This window comes from Syntrophaceticus schinkii (genome assembly GCF_000946815.1).
GTDB lineage: Bacteria > Bacillota > DSM-12270 > Thermacetogeniales > Thermacetogeniaceae > Syntrophaceticus > Syntrophaceticus schinkii.
On the sequence record NZ_CDRZ01000090.1, the window covers coordinates 1 to 17,585 of the forward strand.

At 49.5% G+C, this 17,585-nt stretch carries 14 protein-coding genes and 1 pseudogene; 1 reads left to right on the forward strand and 14 read right to left on the reverse strand.

All coding sequences use genetic code 11. The annotated features are described in order from the left end of the window. Positions 1–99 precede the first annotated feature (99 nt). The 13 genes and pseudogenes from ppdK to SSCH_RS05170 form a co-directional block, all read right to left on the reverse strand. Positions 100–2,745 (reverse strand): pyruvate, phosphate dikinase, encoded by a 2,646-nt coding sequence (gene ppdK / locus SSCH_RS05115; RefSeq protein ID WP_044664537.1) that lies wholly within the window; start codon positions 2,743–2,745, stop codon positions 100–102. Further along, positions 2,735–3,556: a pyruvate, water dikinase regulatory protein gene (locus SSCH_RS05120; RefSeq protein WP_044664538.1), complete on the reverse strand. Its 822-nt coding sequence runs from the start codon at positions 3,554–3,556 to the stop codon at positions 2,735–2,737. Before SSCH_RS05120 ends, ppdK begins: the two co-directional genes overlap by 11 nt. A 21-nt stretch (positions 3,557–3,577) precedes the next feature. Beyond that, the gene (locus SSCH_RS05125) at positions 3,578–4,216 is read right to left on the reverse strand and encodes a transcriptional regulator CcpN (protein WP_044664539.1); all 639 of its coding nucleotides are present in this window, start codon (positions 4,214–4,216) and stop codon (positions 3,578–3,580) included. Between the two features lie 179 nt (positions 4,217–4,395). After that, entirely contained in the window at positions 4,396–4,893 is a 498-nt protein-coding gene (locus SSCH_RS19980; protein WP_408645696.1) for a DALR anticodon-binding domain-containing protein, read from the reverse strand. Further along, positions 4,873–6,463, reverse strand: a pseudogene (gene glyS / locus SSCH_RS19985) (glycine--tRNA ligase subunit beta); the annotation flags it as partial. The gene SSCH_RS19980 and the pseudogene glyS, both read right to left, overlap by 21 nt. Before the next feature lie 20 nt (positions 6,464–6,483). Then, the gene (glyQ, locus tag SSCH_RS05135) at positions 6,484–7,398 is read right to left on the reverse strand and encodes a glycine--tRNA ligase subunit alpha (RefSeq protein ID WP_198142182.1); all 915 of its coding nucleotides are present in this window, start codon (positions 7,396–7,398) and stop codon (positions 6,484–6,486) included. Between the two features lie 420 nt (positions 7,399–7,818). Next, positions 7,819–8,229 (reverse strand): DUF4342 domain-containing protein, encoded by a 411-nt coding sequence (locus tag SSCH_RS05140; RefSeq protein ID WP_232294233.1) that lies wholly within the window; start codon positions 8,227–8,229, stop codon positions 7,819–7,821. Positions 8,230–8,425: 196 nt separating this feature from the next. Then, positions 8,426–9,214: a DNA repair protein RecO gene (gene recO, locus SSCH_RS05145; RefSeq protein WP_044664541.1), complete on the reverse strand. Its 789-nt coding sequence runs from the start codon at positions 9,212–9,214 to the stop codon at positions 8,426–8,428. A 78-nt stretch (positions 9,215–9,292) separates the two neighbouring features. Continuing rightward, positions 9,293–9,967: a DUF1638 domain-containing protein gene (locus tag SSCH_RS05150; RefSeq protein WP_044664542.1), complete on the reverse strand. Its 675-nt coding sequence runs from the start codon at positions 9,965–9,967 to the stop codon at positions 9,293–9,295. After that, positions 9,933–11,825: a hydantoinase/oxoprolinase family protein gene (locus tag SSCH_RS05155; protein ID WP_052835342.1), complete on the reverse strand. Its 1,893-nt coding sequence runs from the start codon at positions 11,823–11,825 to the stop codon at positions 9,933–9,935. The genes SSCH_RS05150 and SSCH_RS05155 overlap by 35 nt, the downstream gene beginning before the upstream one ends. 655 nt (positions 11,826–12,480) lie before the next feature. Continuing rightward, the gene (cooS, locus tag SSCH_RS05160; RefSeq protein WP_084710947.1) at positions 12,481–14,346 is read right to left on the reverse strand and encodes an anaerobic carbon-monoxide dehydrogenase catalytic subunit; all 1,866 of its coding nucleotides are present in this window, start codon (positions 14,344–14,346) and stop codon (positions 12,481–12,483) included. A gap of 197 nt (positions 14,347–14,543) precedes the next feature. Beyond that, entirely contained in the window at positions 14,544–15,077 is a 534-nt protein-coding gene (locus tag SSCH_RS05165; protein WP_044664543.1) for a 4Fe-4S dicluster domain-containing protein, read from the reverse strand. A gap of 291 nt (positions 15,078–15,368) precedes the next feature. Beyond that, positions 15,369–16,043 carry a thiamine diphosphokinase gene (locus SSCH_RS05170; RefSeq protein WP_044664544.1) on the reverse strand — a complete coding sequence of 225 codons (675 nt, stop codon included), beginning with the start codon at positions 16,041–16,043 and terminating at the stop codon, positions 15,369–15,371. A 269-nt stretch (positions 16,044–16,312) separates the two neighbouring features. On the opposite strand from SSCH_RS05170, the gene SSCH_RS05175 reads away from it, so the two are divergent. Continuing rightward, positions 16,313–16,888 (forward strand): cyclodeaminase/cyclohydrolase family protein, encoded by a 576-nt coding sequence (locus tag SSCH_RS05175; protein ID WP_044664545.1) that lies wholly within the window; start codon positions 16,313–16,315, stop codon positions 16,886–16,888. Between the two features lie 9 nt (positions 16,889–16,897). On the opposite strand, the gene SSCH_RS05180 is transcribed toward SSCH_RS05175, so the two are convergent. Further along, on the reverse strand, positions 16,898–17,542 hold the full coding sequence (locus SSCH_RS05180) for a DUF1614 domain-containing protein (RefSeq protein ID WP_232294228.1): 645 nt from the start codon (positions 17,540–17,542) through the stop codon (positions 16,898–16,900). Positions 17,543–17,585 lie beyond the last annotated feature (43 nt).

Consider the following 17,585-nt stretch of genomic DNA (forward strand, 5'->3'; position numbering starts at 1 on the left):
TGTTCCCAGCCAAAGTCACCGTCCCCGTGGCTGGTCACCGTGGCTAAAAAAAGGGGGCAGCCATCATTATTGCGGCTGCCCCTTCATTAAAGTCAGTTGCTACTTGAGCCGCAAGGCGGCCTGTGCTGCAGCTAAACGGGCAATAGGAACCCGGTAAGGGGAACAGCTGACATAATTAAGTCCCACAGAGTGACAGAATTCTACAGAGCTGGGGTCACCACCGTGCTCACCACAGATACCCACAACAAGCTCGGGGTTGGTGCTCCTGCCCAACTCCACTCCCATTTTCACCAGTTTGCCTACCCCATCACGGTCGAGGACCGCAAAGGGGTTATCAGCCAGAATTTTCTTTTCAATGTACTGGGGTATAAACTTCCCTTCAGCATCATCACGGCTGAAGCCAAAGGTCGTCTGGGTCAGGTCATTGGTTCCAAAGGAGAAGAAGTCGGCAATTTTTCCGATCTGATCTGCCAGGAGACATGCTCGCGGCAGTTCGATCATGGTGCCGATGGGAATCTCCAGCTTTAATCCTGTTTCTCCTTCCACTTGCTGAATAACCTCTAAACAAAGCTCTCGCAATATTTTTAGTTCCTGTATGGACATGACAAGAGGGATCATGATCTCGGGATTAGGATTCAACCCCTCTTCTTTCAACTGGGCAGTGGCCTGCACAATCGCCCGCACCTGCATGGCATAAATCTCCGGTGTGGTGATACCTAAACGGCAGCCGCGGTGTCCCAGCATGGGGTTAAGCTCCTGCAGAGCCCGGGCCTTGCGCAGGATATTTTCCAGGCGTGATATTTCACCTGATTCACCACCTGTAAGCTTCAGCTTCATAATTTCTAGGGATAAGTCCTCTATATTGGGAAGAAACTCATGCAGTGGTGGATCCAAAAGCCTGATGGTTGTCGGCAGTCCATCCATTGCTTTCAAGATGCCGTAAAAATCCTCCTGCTGCATAGGCAGTAACTTTTCCAGGGCTTCGTCCCGCTCCTCCTGGGTTTTGGCCATGATCATCGCCTGGGCGATGGGAAGCCGATCCTGTGCCATGAACATATGCTCTGTCCTGCATAATCCGACACCCTCTGCCCCAAACTCACGGGCGCGCCGGACATCAGCCGGGGTATCGGCATTGGTGAAAACCCCCAGCCTTCTTATTTCATCCGCCCAGGTAAGCAGCCGCTGCAGTTCCTCTCCTAACTCGGGAGAAACAAGGGGCACTTCACCGAGGATCACCTGTCCGGTGCTGCCGTCGATGGTGATCAGTTCCCCTTCCTTGATCTCCTGCTCACCTACAGTAATTTTCTTTTCTTTATAATCAATATTCAGGGCTTCACAACCGCAGACACAGGGTTTGCCCATCCCGCGGGCAACCACCGCGGCATGACTGGTCATCCCACCCCTGCTGGTGAGTACCCCCTGAGCCATGACAAGCCCGTGAATGTCATCCGGGGTGGTTTCCAGGCGAACAAGAATCACCTTTTCCCCATCTTCCCCGAGGCGTTCAGCTTCATTGGCGTCAAAGGTGATCATGCCTGAAGCAGCACCCGGTGAAGCGGGAAGCCCTGTTGCCAGCACCTGAAACTGCACCTTCGTATCCAACCGCTTGTGCAGCACCTGGTTCAGCTGGTCGGGGTCGACCCTGAGCACAGCCTCCTCCTTGGAAATCAAGCCCTCCTTAACCATATCAACCGCAGCCTTTACCGCTGCAGTCGCAGTGCGCTTGCCGGAGCGCGTCTGTAAAATATAGAGTTTGCCCTCTTCAACGGTAAATTCGATGTCCTGCAGATCCCTGTAGTGCTTCTCCAAAAGAGAGCAGGTCTTCTGGAACTGATCATATGCCTCAGGCATCTCTTCTTGAAGTTTGGAAATGGGCTGTGGTGTCCTGATCCCTGCCACCACATCCTCACCCTGGGCATTGATCAGATACTCACCGAAGAGAACATTCTCCCCGGTTGCGGGATCCCGGGTAAAGGCAACACCAGTCCCGCTGTTTTCACCCATATTGCCGAAGACCATTACCTGGACATTGACCGCGGTTCCCAGATCATCAGGGATCTTGTTCAGCCTCCGGTATACTTTTGCCCGCGGATTGTTCCAGGATTCAAAAACTGCCATAACCGCTTTCTTCAACTGGTTCATCGGGTCCTGAGGAAAATCGCTTCTCGTCCTCGACCTGACGATCTCCTTATACTCAGCGATGATTTCTTTCAGGTGTTCGGGCTGTAGTTTATGATCATACTGCACACGGAAACGAGCCTTGAATTTTTCCAACACCTCTTCAAACCTGTTAAACTCCACATATAAAACAATGTCACTGAACATTTGAATAAAGCGGCGGTAGCAGTCCAGGGCAAAGCGCTCATTTCCCGTAGCCGCAGCCAGTGCCTGGACTGTTTTGTCATTCAGCCCCAGGTTAAGAACAGTGTCCATCATCCCCGGCATGGAGATCCTCGCCCCGGAACGCACAGAGAGCAAAAGTGGATTTTTGAGGTCACCAAGGGTTTTGCCCACCTTTTTTTCCAGAGAACGCAGAGCATCCTCAATTTGTTCCTCTAATCCAGCGGGTAGTTCTTTCCTCTCATTACTGTACTCATTGCAGGCCTCAGTTGTGATTGTAAATCCGGGGGGTACAGGGAGTCCGAGGCTCGTCATCTCCGCCAACCCCGCTCCTTTCCCCCCTAAGAGATCCCTCATCTCTGCACTACCCTCGTTAAAAAGGTAGACATACTTCCTACTTTGCATCTCGCTCCCCCCTGTAATAATCCTCTAAAACCTTGCTTGCTGTTTCCTCTATTGCTTTATTACTTACATCAATGACCGGGCAGGCCAATTGTGCCATTAACCGGTCGGCATAAGCCAATTCTTTTTGGATGCGGTTCAAACTGGCATACTCCGCATCTGTGGTCAGTCCTAAAGTTTTTAGGCGCTCCTGGCGGATCTGAAGCAGCAGTTGGGGTTGAATAGTCAGTCCGATAATTTTCCGGGACGGAATTCTGAACAACTCTGCCGGTGGCTCCACTTCAGGAACTATGGGAACATTGGCAACCTTGACTCGCTTGTGGGCCAGATACATAGAAACCGGGGTTTTTGATGTACGGGAGACACCGATCAAGACTACATCCGCATATAAAAGCCCTCGGGGGTCCTTGCCATCATCATATTTGACAGCAAACTCGATAGCCTCTACCCGGCGAAAATACTGATCATCCAGGCGGTGGAGCAGACCGGCCTCCATCTTGGGTTTAGTTGATGTCGCTTTAGAGAGAGCCTCTAATAGCGGCCCCATTATATCCACAGCCGGAATATTGTGCAGCTGAGTCAACCTTTCCAGTTCTTCCTTTAATCCTGGAATCACTAATGTATAGGCTATGATCCCGCAGGTGTCGCTGGCCTCCTCCACAACATCCTCCAGTATCTGCTTATCAGTCACATAAGGAACCCGCCGGATATCGAACTTCTCATCAGCATTAAACTGACTGGCAGCAGCTCGTGCTACAAACTCCGCGGTTTCTCCCAGGGAATCTGATACCACATAAATTACCGGACTTACCATAAACAACCTCCTTTCTTTCTATTACCTTCCTTCCCCCATCTCTACAAAGATGCGGACAACTGTTGTCTTAGTAAACCTGCCTATCACTTTAAGCATCTCCCGGTCACTGTCTTCTGAAATAACTTCAACAACAGGTAGGGCATCAACCTCATGCACCACTAACTTGCTCGCTGCATCGTAAACAGATTCTTCCCCACTGACTGTTATGATATTTGCCAGGCGCGTCATAACCACCTGAACAGGGATTTTATGGAGATCACCCTGCCCTAAAGCAACCTTGAGCAGATCCTTGCGTGATACAGCCCCCACCAGGCAGCTGTCATTGGTCACAATAAAAAGGGTGCCAACATCCTCTGTAAATAAGGCCACAATGGCATCATAAACAGAGGCATCCTCCGTAACAACCACAGGCACAGACTTCACTTCCATTACCTTGAGGTGCCGAATTTCTTCAGCGATCAGCATGTACGGGGTTTTACCGGAATAGAAGTAGCCGACCCTGGGACGGGCTTCCAGCAGTCCCGCCATGGTCAGCACAGCCAGATCCGGACGTAAAGTGGCGCGCCGCACATTCAGCTTGTTAGCGATCTTTTCCCCTGTAATAGGAGTATTCTCTTTTACAATTTCTATGATCTGCTCCTGTCGCGGCGTTAAACGAATAGAACTTGCACCCTTTCCTTAAATGTTGATATCTATAATATTAATACTATTTGCCTGTTTTGTGAAGACTAATAACCATCAATTAAAGTAATTGTGTTATACTATTATCCAATTACGCTACATTATAATGAAATCCTTCTCTGTATCAGAGAAAATTTCCGCCTGCCCCTTGTTCACTTTCACTCTCTCACAATTTTCTCAAGATCCCCCAGTTCTCCCAGTATATCAGCGATGTCTTTGAGTAAGGCAAGCCGATTGCGGCGTACAGCAGTATCATCCACCATCACCATCACCTGGGTGAAAAAGCGGTCCAAGGGTCCAGCGAGGGCAGCGCCGCGCAGAAGTGCCTCACGGTACTTCCCCTGCTCAAGCAGGCGAACAACCATTTTTTTGATCTTCATCCATGCTTCATAGAGCTCACGTTCACCATCCTCAGACAATAATATGGGGTCAATTTCATTCCCTTCAGCCTGGCGGGCGAGGTGAGAAGCCCGTGTATAAGCTGTCAGCAAAAACTCGAATTCCGGCTTATGGCGCATCACTGTTATCGCTTCCAGCCTCGTTTTGACCAGTAATATGCGGTCAAGTGACGGCCCCAAAGCCGCCTCAACAGCATCATAGGCGTATCCTGAATCGAGAAAAAGGAACCTCAGGCGTGCCTGGAAGAAATCCATCATGTGGGCTTTAACCTCATCGAGAGAGTAGGCGAGTTTCATATCGGCATAATTTTGGTAAGCTGTAGAAATTAATTCCTCCAGAGAAAAATTGAATTCCTGATAGAGGATGATATGGCAGATACCCAGGCTTGACGCCTGAGGGCAAAGGGGTCCTGAGAACCCGTAGGCTCCAATCCCAGAGCAAAACACCCTGTTAAGTTGTCGATTTTATCAGCCATGGCAACAACTGCCGCCGGCTTTGAGATAGGCACCTTATCTCCGGCAAAACGCGGCATATAATGGTCCCTGATCGCCCGGCAGACATCCTTGTTCTCCTGGCTTACCTTTGCATAATACCCACCCATGATCCCCTGCAGTTCCGGAAACTCAAAAACCACACTCGTCACCAGGTCGGCCTTGCACAGGTAAGCCGCCCGCTCTGCTACCCCTCTTTGATTATCGGTCAACCCCAAAACATGGGAGAGGTGCCTGCTTATACTAACAAGCCGCTGCACTTTATCGTAAACAGTTCCTAACCCCTCCATGTGCACCACTTTCTTTAACTTTTCCACATTCTCCTCCAGGGGTGTTTTCAGGTCTTCCAGGAAGAAAAATTCCGCATCCTGGAGGCGGGCACGCAAGACCTTCTCATTTCCACGACGAACCAGTTCCTTATTTACTGGGCCGTTGGCGCAGGCTATAAAATGCGATAATAGTTTCCCTCTTTCATCCCAAACCGGAAAATAGCGCTGGTGTTCCCTCATGGGGGTGATCACCACTTCCGGGGGAAGCTTTAAAAAACGGGAGTCAAAACTTCCGGAGAGGGGTGTGGGGCATTCCACAAGGTGTGTGATCTCCTCCAGAAGGTCATCATCAGGCAAAACCTGTCCCTCAACAAGATCAGCCTCCTCCTGGGAGAGATCCCAGATCATCTGTTTGCGCTCTTCCTGGTCGAGGATCACAGAGACATCCTTCAATTTCTTAAAGTATTCCTTTACGCTATCGATAGTTAACGGGTCACTGCTGAAATTGCGCAAGCCGTAAGTCAAACGCCCGGGCTTAAGACCTCCTAATTCAAAGTCCACAACCTCAGAACCGAGCAGGCTCAGCAGCCAGCGGATGGGACGAATAAACCGAAAATCAAGATCTCCCCAGCGCATGGGGCGTGAAAAAGATAGGCCCTTGATCAAAGCAGGAATCTGCTCACTTAAAACCGCTGCTACCGGCCGGCCCTCGATGCGTTTTTCCGCAAAAACATACTCTCCGGCAGGTGTTGACCGCACAACCAGGCTGGAGACAGGAACCTTCTGGCTGCGCGCAAGCCTGTAGCAGCTTTTGTGGGCTGGTCGGACTGATCAAAGGCCGCCTTGCGGGGTGGCCCCTTAACCTCCTCCACCAGGTCAGCCTGCTCGGCGGCAATCCCTTCAACATAAAGTGTCATCCTGCGGGGAGTGGTAAAGGCGGCTACCCGTTCAAAGTCGATCCTGTTTTCCTTAAGCATCTTTTCCCCTGCCTGCTGCAGTTGATCGATCAATTGCTCTGCCAGCCGCGCAGGAAGTTCTTCAACCCCTATTTCCAATAAATAGTCCAATGATTATGCCTCCTTCTCTGCTAATTGTTCTCCGGTTCAGGTAATTGCAGGGCGTCCCTTTGCTCAGGATTCTTGATCAGCGGATAACCCAACTGCTCTCTTTGGTCGAGGTAAGCTCTGGCACACAGGCGGGCCAGGTGACGCACCCTTCCGATGTAGGAAGTCCGCTCAGCAACACTCAAAGCACCCCGTGCATCCAGCAGATTAAAGACGTGTGAACACTTCAAAACATAGTCATAAGCGGGCTGTACCAGCCCTTTTCCACCGATGCGCTCTGCCTCCTGTTCATACATCTCAAAGAGGTTAAACAGCATCCCGGTATCCGCTTCCTCAAAATTATAATATGAATAATCCACTTCAGTCTGGTGGTGGATATCCCCATATGTAATGTTTCCTGTCCAAATGACATCATAGACATTATCCACCTCCTGGATATACATGGCGATCCTTTCGATCCCGTAGGTGATCTCAGCACTCACCGGGCGGCAGTCAAAACCACCACACTGCTGAAAATAGGTAAACTGGGTGATCTCCATGCCATCCAACCACACCTCCCAGCCCAATCCCCAGGCGCCCAGGTTCGGAGACTCCCAGTTATCCTCTACAAAGCGGATATCATGAGCCTGTAGGTCAATACCCAGGTAAGAAAGACTCGTCAGGTAGCGGTCGATGACATCATCAGGTGAAGGCTTTAAGATCACCTGATACTGATAATAGTGCTGCAGTCTGTTGGGATTTTCCCCATACCTGCCGTCAGTCGGCCGGCGCGAGGGCTCTACATAAGCAACATTCCAGGGCTCCGGCCCTAAAACCCTCAGTGCTGTGGCTGGATTCATGGTCCCTGCCCCTTTTTCCACATCATAGGGCTGCTGGATGATACAGTGCCGGCTCCAGTAACCATTGAGCCTGTTGATGATCTCTTGAAAACTCAACATAATCACTTACCTCCTCTTCATCTTTTATCGTGACCCGGCTTGCTTTATTGGGTGACAAGGGGACGGGGGTCGTGTCACTTTGATCTCTTCTGTTCCATTCAGGTGGGAAGACAATTCCCTTTCCAACGACTAACCACCAACTAACCACCAAAAAATCCCGCCCGTGCAGCAAAAAGCTGCAGGGACGGGATTCCCGCGGTTCCACCCTGCTTGGCACAGTCTTGCGCCCCCTTAGTTTTATGCAGGCTTTACTTCCCCAGCTGATCTACACCGGGGTTTCCTCCTGCGGCTCCGAAGCCCCTTCACCACCTGGTTCGACCGGTTCACACCATCCCCGGCTCCCTGAGGCAAAACCAAAAGTGGTTACTCTTCTCCATCATCACCTGCTATCCTTCAATTTATCAATTCGGTAGTCCACTGTCAAGCTTCTATTTGTATTTCAATTTCTTTTGGGACTTCCTGCTCAGTCTCTTCTCCCTCATCCTCAGCATCCTCACCTGCAATCTCCAGGGTGCAGTCGTTAAGCAGTGCGGTCACTGTACCCACAGCACCCAGCACAGCCAATTCACCGCTCACCAACATCCCTAACAGGCCAATTGCCCCTACCCCGGCCGGGACCTCAACAAGTGTTTCATCACCCTTCTTCAGGCGGACTTTGGTGGCAGCCCCTTTTTCCAAGATGGCTTTCCATTTCCCACAAAAGCCTTCCCCTTCCCCTTCCCTTTCTTCCTCCAGCACAATCAAAGCCGCAACAAGATCCCCACCGGCACGGTCCAAGGCATCTTTAGCCTCTCTATAACTGACATCCATCCGCTCACGGATAAGATCCACCTTTTCCAACTGCTGATCCTCCATACCATTCACCTTCCTTGGGGTCAGGCTTGAGTAATTTACTTTCTACCCGGAAAACAGAGGTCGGAAGCCGGAGGCCGGAAGTTGTGAAAAATCTGCTTCCGCCGGCTCCTTAACATTCGATTTCAGCCTCTGTTTTCATCATCTACTGGTGCCGCCAAGGCGGCATGGACATCTATACCTTATTATGCCCATTCCCGGCTCCCCCATCACGGAAGGTGTCTAAAAGAGCGCGGGAACGCGGCTGGACATCCCCATGGTAGGCCAGGAATCCCTGTAAGAGACTGGCCAGTTCTCGCATAATCCTGGGACTTAGCCTGGCTTTAACGGCCTGCTCCAAGGGAGAGCGCAGAAAATAACCCATGGCTCCTAGAGTAGCCGGAGAAAAGGAAAGTAGACCCTCACAGCTTTTCGCACAATCAGGACAAACCACCCCTCCCTTTTCAATGCTGAACCAGACCCGCTGTACCTCTCCTGCAGCAGAAGAGAGCGAATGATTCCCCTCCACACACTCCGTCAGGGAAGGACGATAGCCGAGAATATCTAACAGTTTGAGTTCAAAGACACGGGCAGTAAGCTCCGTATCCCCCTGTTTCAATGCCCTCAGCACAGAAAGCATCAGGAAAAACACCTTCGGCTGGGGCTCTCTTTCCGGGGTAAGGCGGCTCACCAGTTCCGCGCAGTAGCTGGCAGTGGCAAAGCACTCCAGATCCCGCTCCAGGTAGGAGAATTCATCCTCAGCCTCCCCCTGGGAAACGGTATCCAGGCTTCTTCCGCTGTACAGAACAAGCCGAGTATGGCTGAACAGCTGTACTGCCCCGCGCAGCCGGCTGGTGGTCTTGCGAACTCCCTTAGCAATGGCTGAAACCTTCCCGGCCTCCCGGGTAAACAGGGTGAGAATCCGGTCGGCTTCCCCGTAGACAATGCTTCTCAGGACAATGGCTTCTGCTTTGTAGATCCCCATCAAAAGACCTCCCCTGATATTATAATGGGAAGGAAAGAAATTGTCCCCTCTTACCCAAGATCTATCTTTACAAAAACTTTACAAAAACATCTCTTGGGTTATCTCTGTCCCAGGCTCCACTACCACAAAATCCTCGTCCCAGTGTCCATATATTAACTTCTTTAGTAGATTAAGAGATCCTGGAAGGACTTCATATTTCAGCCCAAACAGATCCGCTGTCTCCCGAGCGTAATCTTCATAGGGAAGGGTGTCATAGGCACCTGTTTTTATCAGAGCTACTCGAGTGTAGTTTTTGATAGTCTCCCTAGCCACCCAGTGGATCTGTTCCGGGGAGTATTTTTTTGCCCAGGGAACCTCCTGGTTGTAGATGGCCAGAGGGGTTTCCCCATACTCGATCCACCCTTTGGTTAAATAAAATGTACCAGGATCCCTGCGTTGTTGTTCCCCATACTCCTTCCGGGAACCGAGAAAAAGGCTGATACAGTCATCCACCTTGGGAATAACAACCTTAACACGCCTTGGCTTTAAGCCCACCACTCCGTTAGAGCAAAGCCCATAAGCGAAAAGGGCAACCTGATAACCGCTCTCTCCTTCAACTTCATCCAGACATTCCCGCAACCTCTGATTTAACTTATTGGGGTGGTTGTGCAGACCGAATTCCAGAACTTTAATAGAGAGGTCCGCGGGAGCCACCTTTTCAATCTCAGCACCCACAGCTTCACAGGTAATTAGAGCCGCTTTTTTTGCATTCATGCCAATCCCCTTTTCGCAAATTCTCCTCCAGCCATTTTGGTTTACCTATTGCTGTTACTGATATTCTTGTCTCTATAAAAATGTCCCTCTCTTCAAAAAAGATGTCTTCCTGATTTGTGACCAGTCCGTAGCTTGCTGCTCCGGCTTTTTCTATTTGCAATGCTGCTTTTTTTGAAGCCTCTGTAAGTGCGAATTCAACGGCCTCATCATAAGAGGTTAACTTTATCCTTTCCCAAGGAGTATGAACAATAAAGTGATCATACTCAGGTTTGATTAAAACCTCTACAACCTCAACAACATTGCCGGAGGCTGCTCCGATGGCATTGGCTATTTCCGCATAAGCCGGTATCGTCAATTCCAGGTTTAATTTGTGGGCTACTTGGGGCAAGTAAGCCTGTACAGGAGCCCCTATAGCAACTAGCGGCAATTTTAAACGGAAATTGCAGTCTAATAGATCCTCATCCTTTGGATGCAGCACTTTATTGATAAAATAAATAGCTCCGGCATCCTCATTAATATTAAAGTGATTGCCTTCAATACCAATAACACTGTTCAAAATAGCCATGGAAATCTTATTTGTAATAGCATCCATAGCCAACTCAAGAAACTCTTGATAGTTTTTCTTCATTTTATGAGCAAGGATCTTGACACCTAAAATAGATGCTTCCCTGTTCAACTGATTATACCGCCCATTGGCAATTACGATATCAGTAGGTGTCACAGAAGCCTTCTCTATGATACCTATATTTACCAGGCGCCTCAGACCTATACGGAAAGGATCCACCTGCATCTCATTGGCCAAAAATCTTAATGTATGAGGGCGCTGTTGTAGTATTTTAACAGCTTTTTCTTCAGTTTCTGTCAGTTCAACAGGAACAACTTGCTGCACCAGGATATAACAATCAGATGGTTGACCAAAAAATGAATCTAAATTAGTTGAATTCAATTGGCAGTCTAGTTCCTCAACCAAATGGGGGTATTTACTGGCCGCTAATGCCAATGGCCAAACCCTCTGTGGACCGATTAACAGTTCGTTATCTTTATTCACCTGTAGATAGCTATCCCCACCGATCCCATAGGTATTAATCTTTGCTGCCCTAACCCGGGTCGCCCACCCTCCGACAACTGCTCCCTCATTATTTACCTTGGGCACTCCATTCTGCAAAACTGCAATATCAGTGGTGGTCCCACCCATATCTAATACAAAAGCATCTTTTGCTTTCGCTAGAAAAGTTGCCCCAAAAATGCTTGCAGCAGGGCCAGATAGCAAAGTATCAATGGGTTTTTCCCTGGCCAGACTCTCACTCATCAAAGTACCGTCACCCTTGACAATCATTAACGGAGCACTGAGACCCTCTTTATTTAAAACTTCTTTAACTGATTCAATTAAAGAAGCTATAGTTGGTAGCAGCTTTGCATTTAATGCAGCAGTAACCGTGCGTTCATGAAACCCCAGGGATCTAGAAAGCTCATGGCCGCAGATCACAGGCACATCCAGCATTTCCTTCACCAATTCCCGAGCCCTCTGTTCATGCTCGGGATTGCGAATACTAAAATAACCGGAAATAGCCACTGCTTCAACTTTTCCATAAAAACTTCGGATTGCATTGCGGACTTCCGTTAAATCCAATTCCGCTTGGGGATGACCACCTACATCATGACCACCGCCTATCACCTCATATATTTTTACCGGCAGCTCACCTATTGGTTGATGGCCAATTAACAACAACCCAACCTCACCACCACGCCCCTCTACTACAGCATTGGTCGCTAAAGTAGTGGAAAGCGCCACCATCTGTACAGCTTTAATGGCATCACATTTTAATCTTTGAAAACACTCGGTAATACCTTCAGTCAAATTATGATGGGTAGTCAGCACTTTAGCCTTGGCAATAATTTTTTTGGTTGCTTATGTCGAGAATAACCCCATCTGTATACGTTCCTCCTGTATCAATACCTAATACCAGTGACATATAACTATCCCACCCTTATGAGTTTATTTGCATCAATTATAGCCCGTTGTTAAGCTTATAAAAGGGTAAATCCTCTTCAGACCAATCCACTTACCTTAATAGAGCTGTCCTTATCCCCTGTTTAACTTACAAGTTGCAAATTGCCGGACCAATCAACGCTACAATCTTCACCATCCTATTTTCCACACGCGTCTACAGGTAATAACTCCTGCCACCTTCCATGGTGTCGATTATCATTTTATTGCGGTCAGGCAACTTGGGTATAAATTTACCGTGTCGAGAATCAGGTGAACACAATAATTACTTGAGGGCCACACCCAGGTATCTGTTGCTATAAATATAACATGAATAGATTATGCCGGTGAAGCACTTTAATAAAACTGACCTCACTGGCCTGCAATTAAGCCAATGAGGTCATAAACTATCCGGTTACAGTATTCGCATTCGCATTCGCACAGTTTATCCTTTTAACCCTTATCTCAAAACCACCACTTCAATAGCTATCAATATTAGTACCTGGCATGGGCACCGTTAACTCTGTCAACTCTCCAATCCCAGTCCTTTGCGTTTGGCGGCGATGTGTTCCAGGATCAATCCTGCGGCCTTCATCGGATCAGTTTCTACAGCAAAAGCTGCACCTAAAACATCCTGGGCACCCTGGGTCAGGAGTTCTGTAAACTTCTTCGCTCCCAACACCGGAGGCACTGTTCCCAGGACTGTGAAGATGCCCGAGCCAATCACATAGGAGCCGATGGAAACTGCCTTCTCAGACATCCACTCAGGGGCTGCACCTGCTGCAGGCAGGTCGCTCATATCCACACCCAGGGCATTGGCGATGGCTGCTGCAGTCACCAGAATCCTGCTGATATCCACACAGGAACCCATATGCAGAACCGGTGGAATTCCAAGAGCTTTGCAGACAGCACCGAGTCCCGGCCCCGCCTCATCGGCAGCCTCAGGCAGCAACAGTCCCGCTTTGGCACAGGCGATAGCCGCACAGCCGGTTTGTACAACTAAAACATCGTTCTTAATCAGTTCCCTGGTCAGTGTCAGGTGCCCGTAATCATGCGAAATCTTCGGGTTGTTGCAGCCGACGATGGCTGCGATCCCTTTGATCTGACCGGCCTTAATGGCATCCAAGAGTGGATCCAAGCTTCCGCCCAGGGCTTTGATAATGGCCTCCACACTGAAGCCGGCCATGTATTCCATTTCCTCATCAGGAATCTGGATCAGTTCCTCTTTCCTATGAGAGAAATTATCAATGGCCATCATGATGATCTTGCGTGCTGTATCCAGAGCTGTTTGCTCACTGAAAGGCACATGATCTGCTCCCGGAAAACGCGCCTTGGGTGAAGTGGAGATAACCTTTGTGTGATAACACCTGGCAACCTGTGTCAGAGCAGGCATGATGCACTGTACATCAACAACCATGGCATCTACAACACCGGTCACCACTGCCAACTCCTGCTGCAGGAAGTTGCCCGCAACAGGCACACCGTGACGCATCAAAATTTCATTGCCTGTACAGCACATTCCACAGACATTAATTCCATTGGCTCCCTTCTCCTGAGCTGCTGCCAGGAGGTCATCCTCTCTGGCTGCCTGCACGATCATGTCGGAAAGAACCGGCTCATGTCCGTGTACAACGATGTTGACCTGGTCCTCCTTGAGCACCCCCAGGTTGCTCTGACCCTTGATCGGCTGCGGAGTTCCGAAAAGAACATCAGAAAACTCTGTGGCAAACATGGAACCGCCCCAGCCGTCACTCAATGCTGTACGCACACCGTGCAGTGTTAAATTAACATAGTCATTATCTACACCTATATGGGTGCGGTGCATGACCTCAACGATTTCCCGGTCAACCCCGCGCGGGGTGATCCCCACCTTCTCCCAGAGCTGTCTCCTCTTTTCCGGGGCACGGTTCAAGAACTGAAGTTTACCTTTAACCATCCCGAATTCTTCCATAGCCTCCCGTGCTAAGTCCCGGGCGATCTCCTCTTTGCCTCTCCCCTCTTCAGGGATACCGAACTCAGCAGCTAAGGCACGCAGTTTCCCCTCATCTTTGATCTGATAGCCCTGTGTCTCACCTGCAGCTGTTTCATAAAGGGTTGTAACGATATCTCTTCCATGATCCGAATGAGCAGCTGCACCCGCGGCGATCATCCGCAAGAGGTTGCGGGCAGCAATGGTGTCAGCTGTTGCCCCACAGACCCCCTCCTGGGGTTCATCCCCAAAGGGGTCGATCCGGCAAGGGCCCATATTGCAGTTGCGGCAGCAGATCCCTAAAAGACCAAAACCGCACTGGGGCTGCTGTTTTTCATAACGATCCCATGCGGTTTCAATTCCTTCCTGCGCGGCCTTATTGAGCATTTTTAATGATGCCTGATCTACACTTTTCTCTCCCACAAAACTTTCCTCCTTTCCCTCATTCCATTGCTGTGTTCTTCACAGCTATTCACTCTCAGGAACAAGGACACCCCATCTTCCGGCATCTACCTCTGGCCTCAGACATTTGTTTTCAGGGCAATATGTAGTTTTTAAGGCCAGCAGAGGTGAAAACAGCAGCCGTAATCAGGGAATGTCATAAAACAACATCAGGAAGCTCATGGAACTTCCGGCATCCGACATCCGGCATCCGACTTCTGTTTTCCAGGCAGGCACATCTGTTCTGCAAGGCTGCGGAGCTTTCTGCGCTGCGTCTCCTCCGGTGTCATATAAAGCAGCGCCTGAGTAGGACAGGCACTGACACAGGCCGGTGTTTCTCTGTCCGGACAGCAGTCACACTTGACCACAACCTTGCTCCCCTGATTGCGGGCGATGGCACCAAAGGGACAGGCCAATTCACAGAAGCCACACCCGATGCAGCGATGGCTGTTGTGCTGTACCGTCCCAGAAGCTTCATCCCTGTACATGGCCCCGGTGGGGCAAACACGCACACAGAAGGCTTCTTCACAGTGCCGGCAGTTGACAGGCACAGAACACTCCCCTGCTGCCTGAACAAAGACACGCTTTCGTGGCAAGACATCCTCAAAAAGAGCCCCGAAAAGTTCTTTTGATTCCGAATGCTCAACAGCACAAGCTATTTCACACGACTTACAGCCCACACACCTGCTCACATCGACTTGTACCTCTTTCAAGATTTCACCTCCTCCGGGAGAAATGGAGTTGACATATTAACTACTTCGTTTTTTTGGAGAATAATCCTTCTGTTACATGGGGTCAGGCTTGAGTAATTGAATTATTCCGACTTCTGGCATCAGACCTTTATTTTTAAGGTAGATGTCCAGGCCGCTTCATGGCGAAACCAACAGAGGATGAAAACAGACAAGTCAGTTCATGATGCTTCCAGGTGTCAGAAACCGTCCTTTTTCTAATGACGATGTTTCCGTGTGCTAAACACCATCTTTTTTCTAACGGCAAACGACTAATTACCAACCACCACTTTGACCTCCGGCCTCAGACCTCTTTTTTACGGTAGGATAGTGAAAAACGGTCAGTATCCCCTGCTCAACACGAATTAATGGATCGGGTGTTGTAATGACATTGGAGACACCCAGAGTGCTCCTGGTTTCCAGTGTGACACCTGAAAGTGGGTAGTAAAAGCCTTCCAGTGTAACACCTCTTGCCCTACCCACTAAGGCCATGACCGAAACCGTTTCACCAGGACAGCCAGGCAGTCTCAGTTCGTCACAGACAAGATAAATCATCTGGGCAGGGGAGGCAAAACGTACCGCAATACCTTGTTCGGCTAATACAGCTGCAGAAAAAATGCTCCCCAGGGTGTGGTCCAGCCTGCTGCCTGTACCCCCCCATACAGTAACTTCAGTGGCTCCCTCTTTTTCCGCCAGCATCAAGGCCAGGTGTGTATCGGTGTAATCCTTTTCCACAGGATAGACCAAAAACCTACAGCCGGCAGTTTTAAGTTGTTCAAGCTCCTTTTTCCCGATAGAATCCAGATCACCGATAACCAGTTGGGGCTCAATTCCGATTTGTAAGGCCATCGATGCTCCTGCGTCAGCACAAATAACGCGGTCGAAACCCTGCTGCTTCCGGTACCAGTCAAGCTCACCGTACTCCCCATTTGCTAAAATAAGAAACTTCATTAAGCTTTCCTCCTAAACAATGACAGTCATCTGGTTGTGACCGGCACCAACTTCCCTCTGAAATCAGGTAATATTGTGCAACCAGTGTAAAGCAGTTCCTGGGCACTTCAGACATCTGACTTACTGTCTCCAACCTCTATTTTCCAGGCAGGTATCAATACCACCCAGGCGGCACCGGCAAAAAACTAAATAACTCAATTACTCAAGCCTGACCCCTTATTGTATAATAAGCTTAATACTCAAATTTTAAAGAAAGGAAGGGGACAGCTATGGACAATATACCGATCATCAAAGATTATCAACTAACAGCGTATTTTCAGGAACTGTCGGCAGATTCTCTCTACCCCAGTGCCGGATCCTCCGCTGCTATGACTGCCGCTCACGCCGCAGCCCTGTTTGCCATGGTCTGCCGGGTGAATCTGCGCAAAATCAGCGAGGATCTATCAGCGGGTGAAGCGAGTAAAGAAGAGAGCGAAAACAGGAAACTATTCTGGGAAGAGACACTTCACCAGGCAGAACTATTCTTAGAAAGATCTCTATCCCTCGCCCAGGAGGACGGGTTTGCCATTAAGTATTTTGTAGAGGGAGATCCCCTGGGTCCGGGAAAAGCAACAGAGATCCCCCTGGAGATCGCCCGCTGTACAGGAGAGATCATTGCCTTGATCACAGATGCCTTACCCAAATCTTATGCTCCCATTCGAGCAGATGCGGAGTGTGCCCGCTGTCTGGCAGAGGGAAGCAGAAAAGCCGCCCTTACTGTGGCACAGCACAACATCCCACTGCTCAGTGCAGAGGAACGACAGAATTATGTCGACCAAATAGTAGAGCTGGCATTCCCCGGGTAAAACGAGGAATCAGCCCAAAAATGCGGCTATTATGCCCACAAGAAAGATTCCATCGAATATACCTGCTCCTCCGATGCTCACCATCTGCCCCCCCAGGCTCTTAAAGTATTTCCAGTTCAAAAGGTCGGCCCCGATCAGTGTACCCATCGTTCCCGCCACATACGCCACCGGGGCAGTATAACCTTGAGGTGCCAGGATTAGGGCGGCGGCAGCAGCAACAAGGGGAGGAATAAAAGCAGGCATCACAATACCGACACCCGGTTTAGGTTTGGCCATCAACTTAGCTACAACAGTGACAGCTATGAGAGCAAAAAAGGCAGGCCAAAAGGGTGCCCTTCCACCCAGAAGCAGGTAGAGGGAAAGAACAGCTGGCAGTCCGGCTCCTCCCACATTTATGCAGACCACCTGCTCCTGCACAACAGGAGGGTAATAAAAGAAATACGTTGACAGGGGATGTGCCTGGCGACCCTGCACCTGTATCCGCCGCCGCGAAAGAGGTATATTGATCAAACTGCCGATAATCGAAGCCGTCAAAAACAGAAATGCACCCTGCTGGGACATGCCGAGACGGGAAAAAGAAAAGGTTGCTACATTGAAGAAGACAAGAACCAGCAGCATTGGAACCAAAAGCAGCAAGAAAAGAAATGAAATCAAGTAATTCCCCCCTTTTTGAATCAATAATTCACTTTTGTTAACA

What these genes read in the sequence shown, in the direction of transcription:
- ppdK (WP_044664537.1), bottom strand. Translation starts at nt 2,745, where the DNA reads ATGCAAAGTAGGAAGTATGTCTACCTTTTTAACGAGGGTAGTGCAGAG.
- SSCH_RS05120 (WP_044664538.1), bottom strand. Translation starts at nt 3,556, where the DNA reads ATGGTAAGTCCGGTAATTTATGTGGTATCAGATTCCCTGGGAGAAACC.
- SSCH_RS19980 (WP_408645696.1), bottom strand. Translation starts at nt 4,893, where the DNA reads ATGATGGATTTCTTCCAGGCACGCCTGAGGTTCCTTTTTCTCGATTCA.
- glyQ (WP_198142182.1), bottom strand. Translation starts at nt 7,398, where the DNA reads ATGTTGAGTTTTCAAGAGATCATCAACAGGCTCAATGGTTACTGGAGC.
- recO (WP_044664541.1), bottom strand. Translation starts at nt 9,214, where the DNA reads ATGGGGATCTACAAAGCAGAAGCCATTGTCCTGAGAAGCATTGTCTAC.
- SSCH_RS05150 (WP_044664542.1), bottom strand. Translation starts at nt 9,967, where the DNA reads ATGAATGCAAAAAAAGCGGCTCTAATTACCTGTGAAGCTGTGGGTGCT.
- SSCH_RS05170 (WP_044664544.1), bottom strand. Translation starts at nt 16,043, where the DNA reads ATGAAGTTTCTTATTTTAGCAAATGGGGAGTACGGTGAGCTTGACTGG.
- SSCH_RS05175 (WP_044664545.1), top strand. Translation starts at nt 16,313, where the DNA reads ATGGACAATATACCGATCATCAAAGATTATCAACTAACAGCGTATTTT.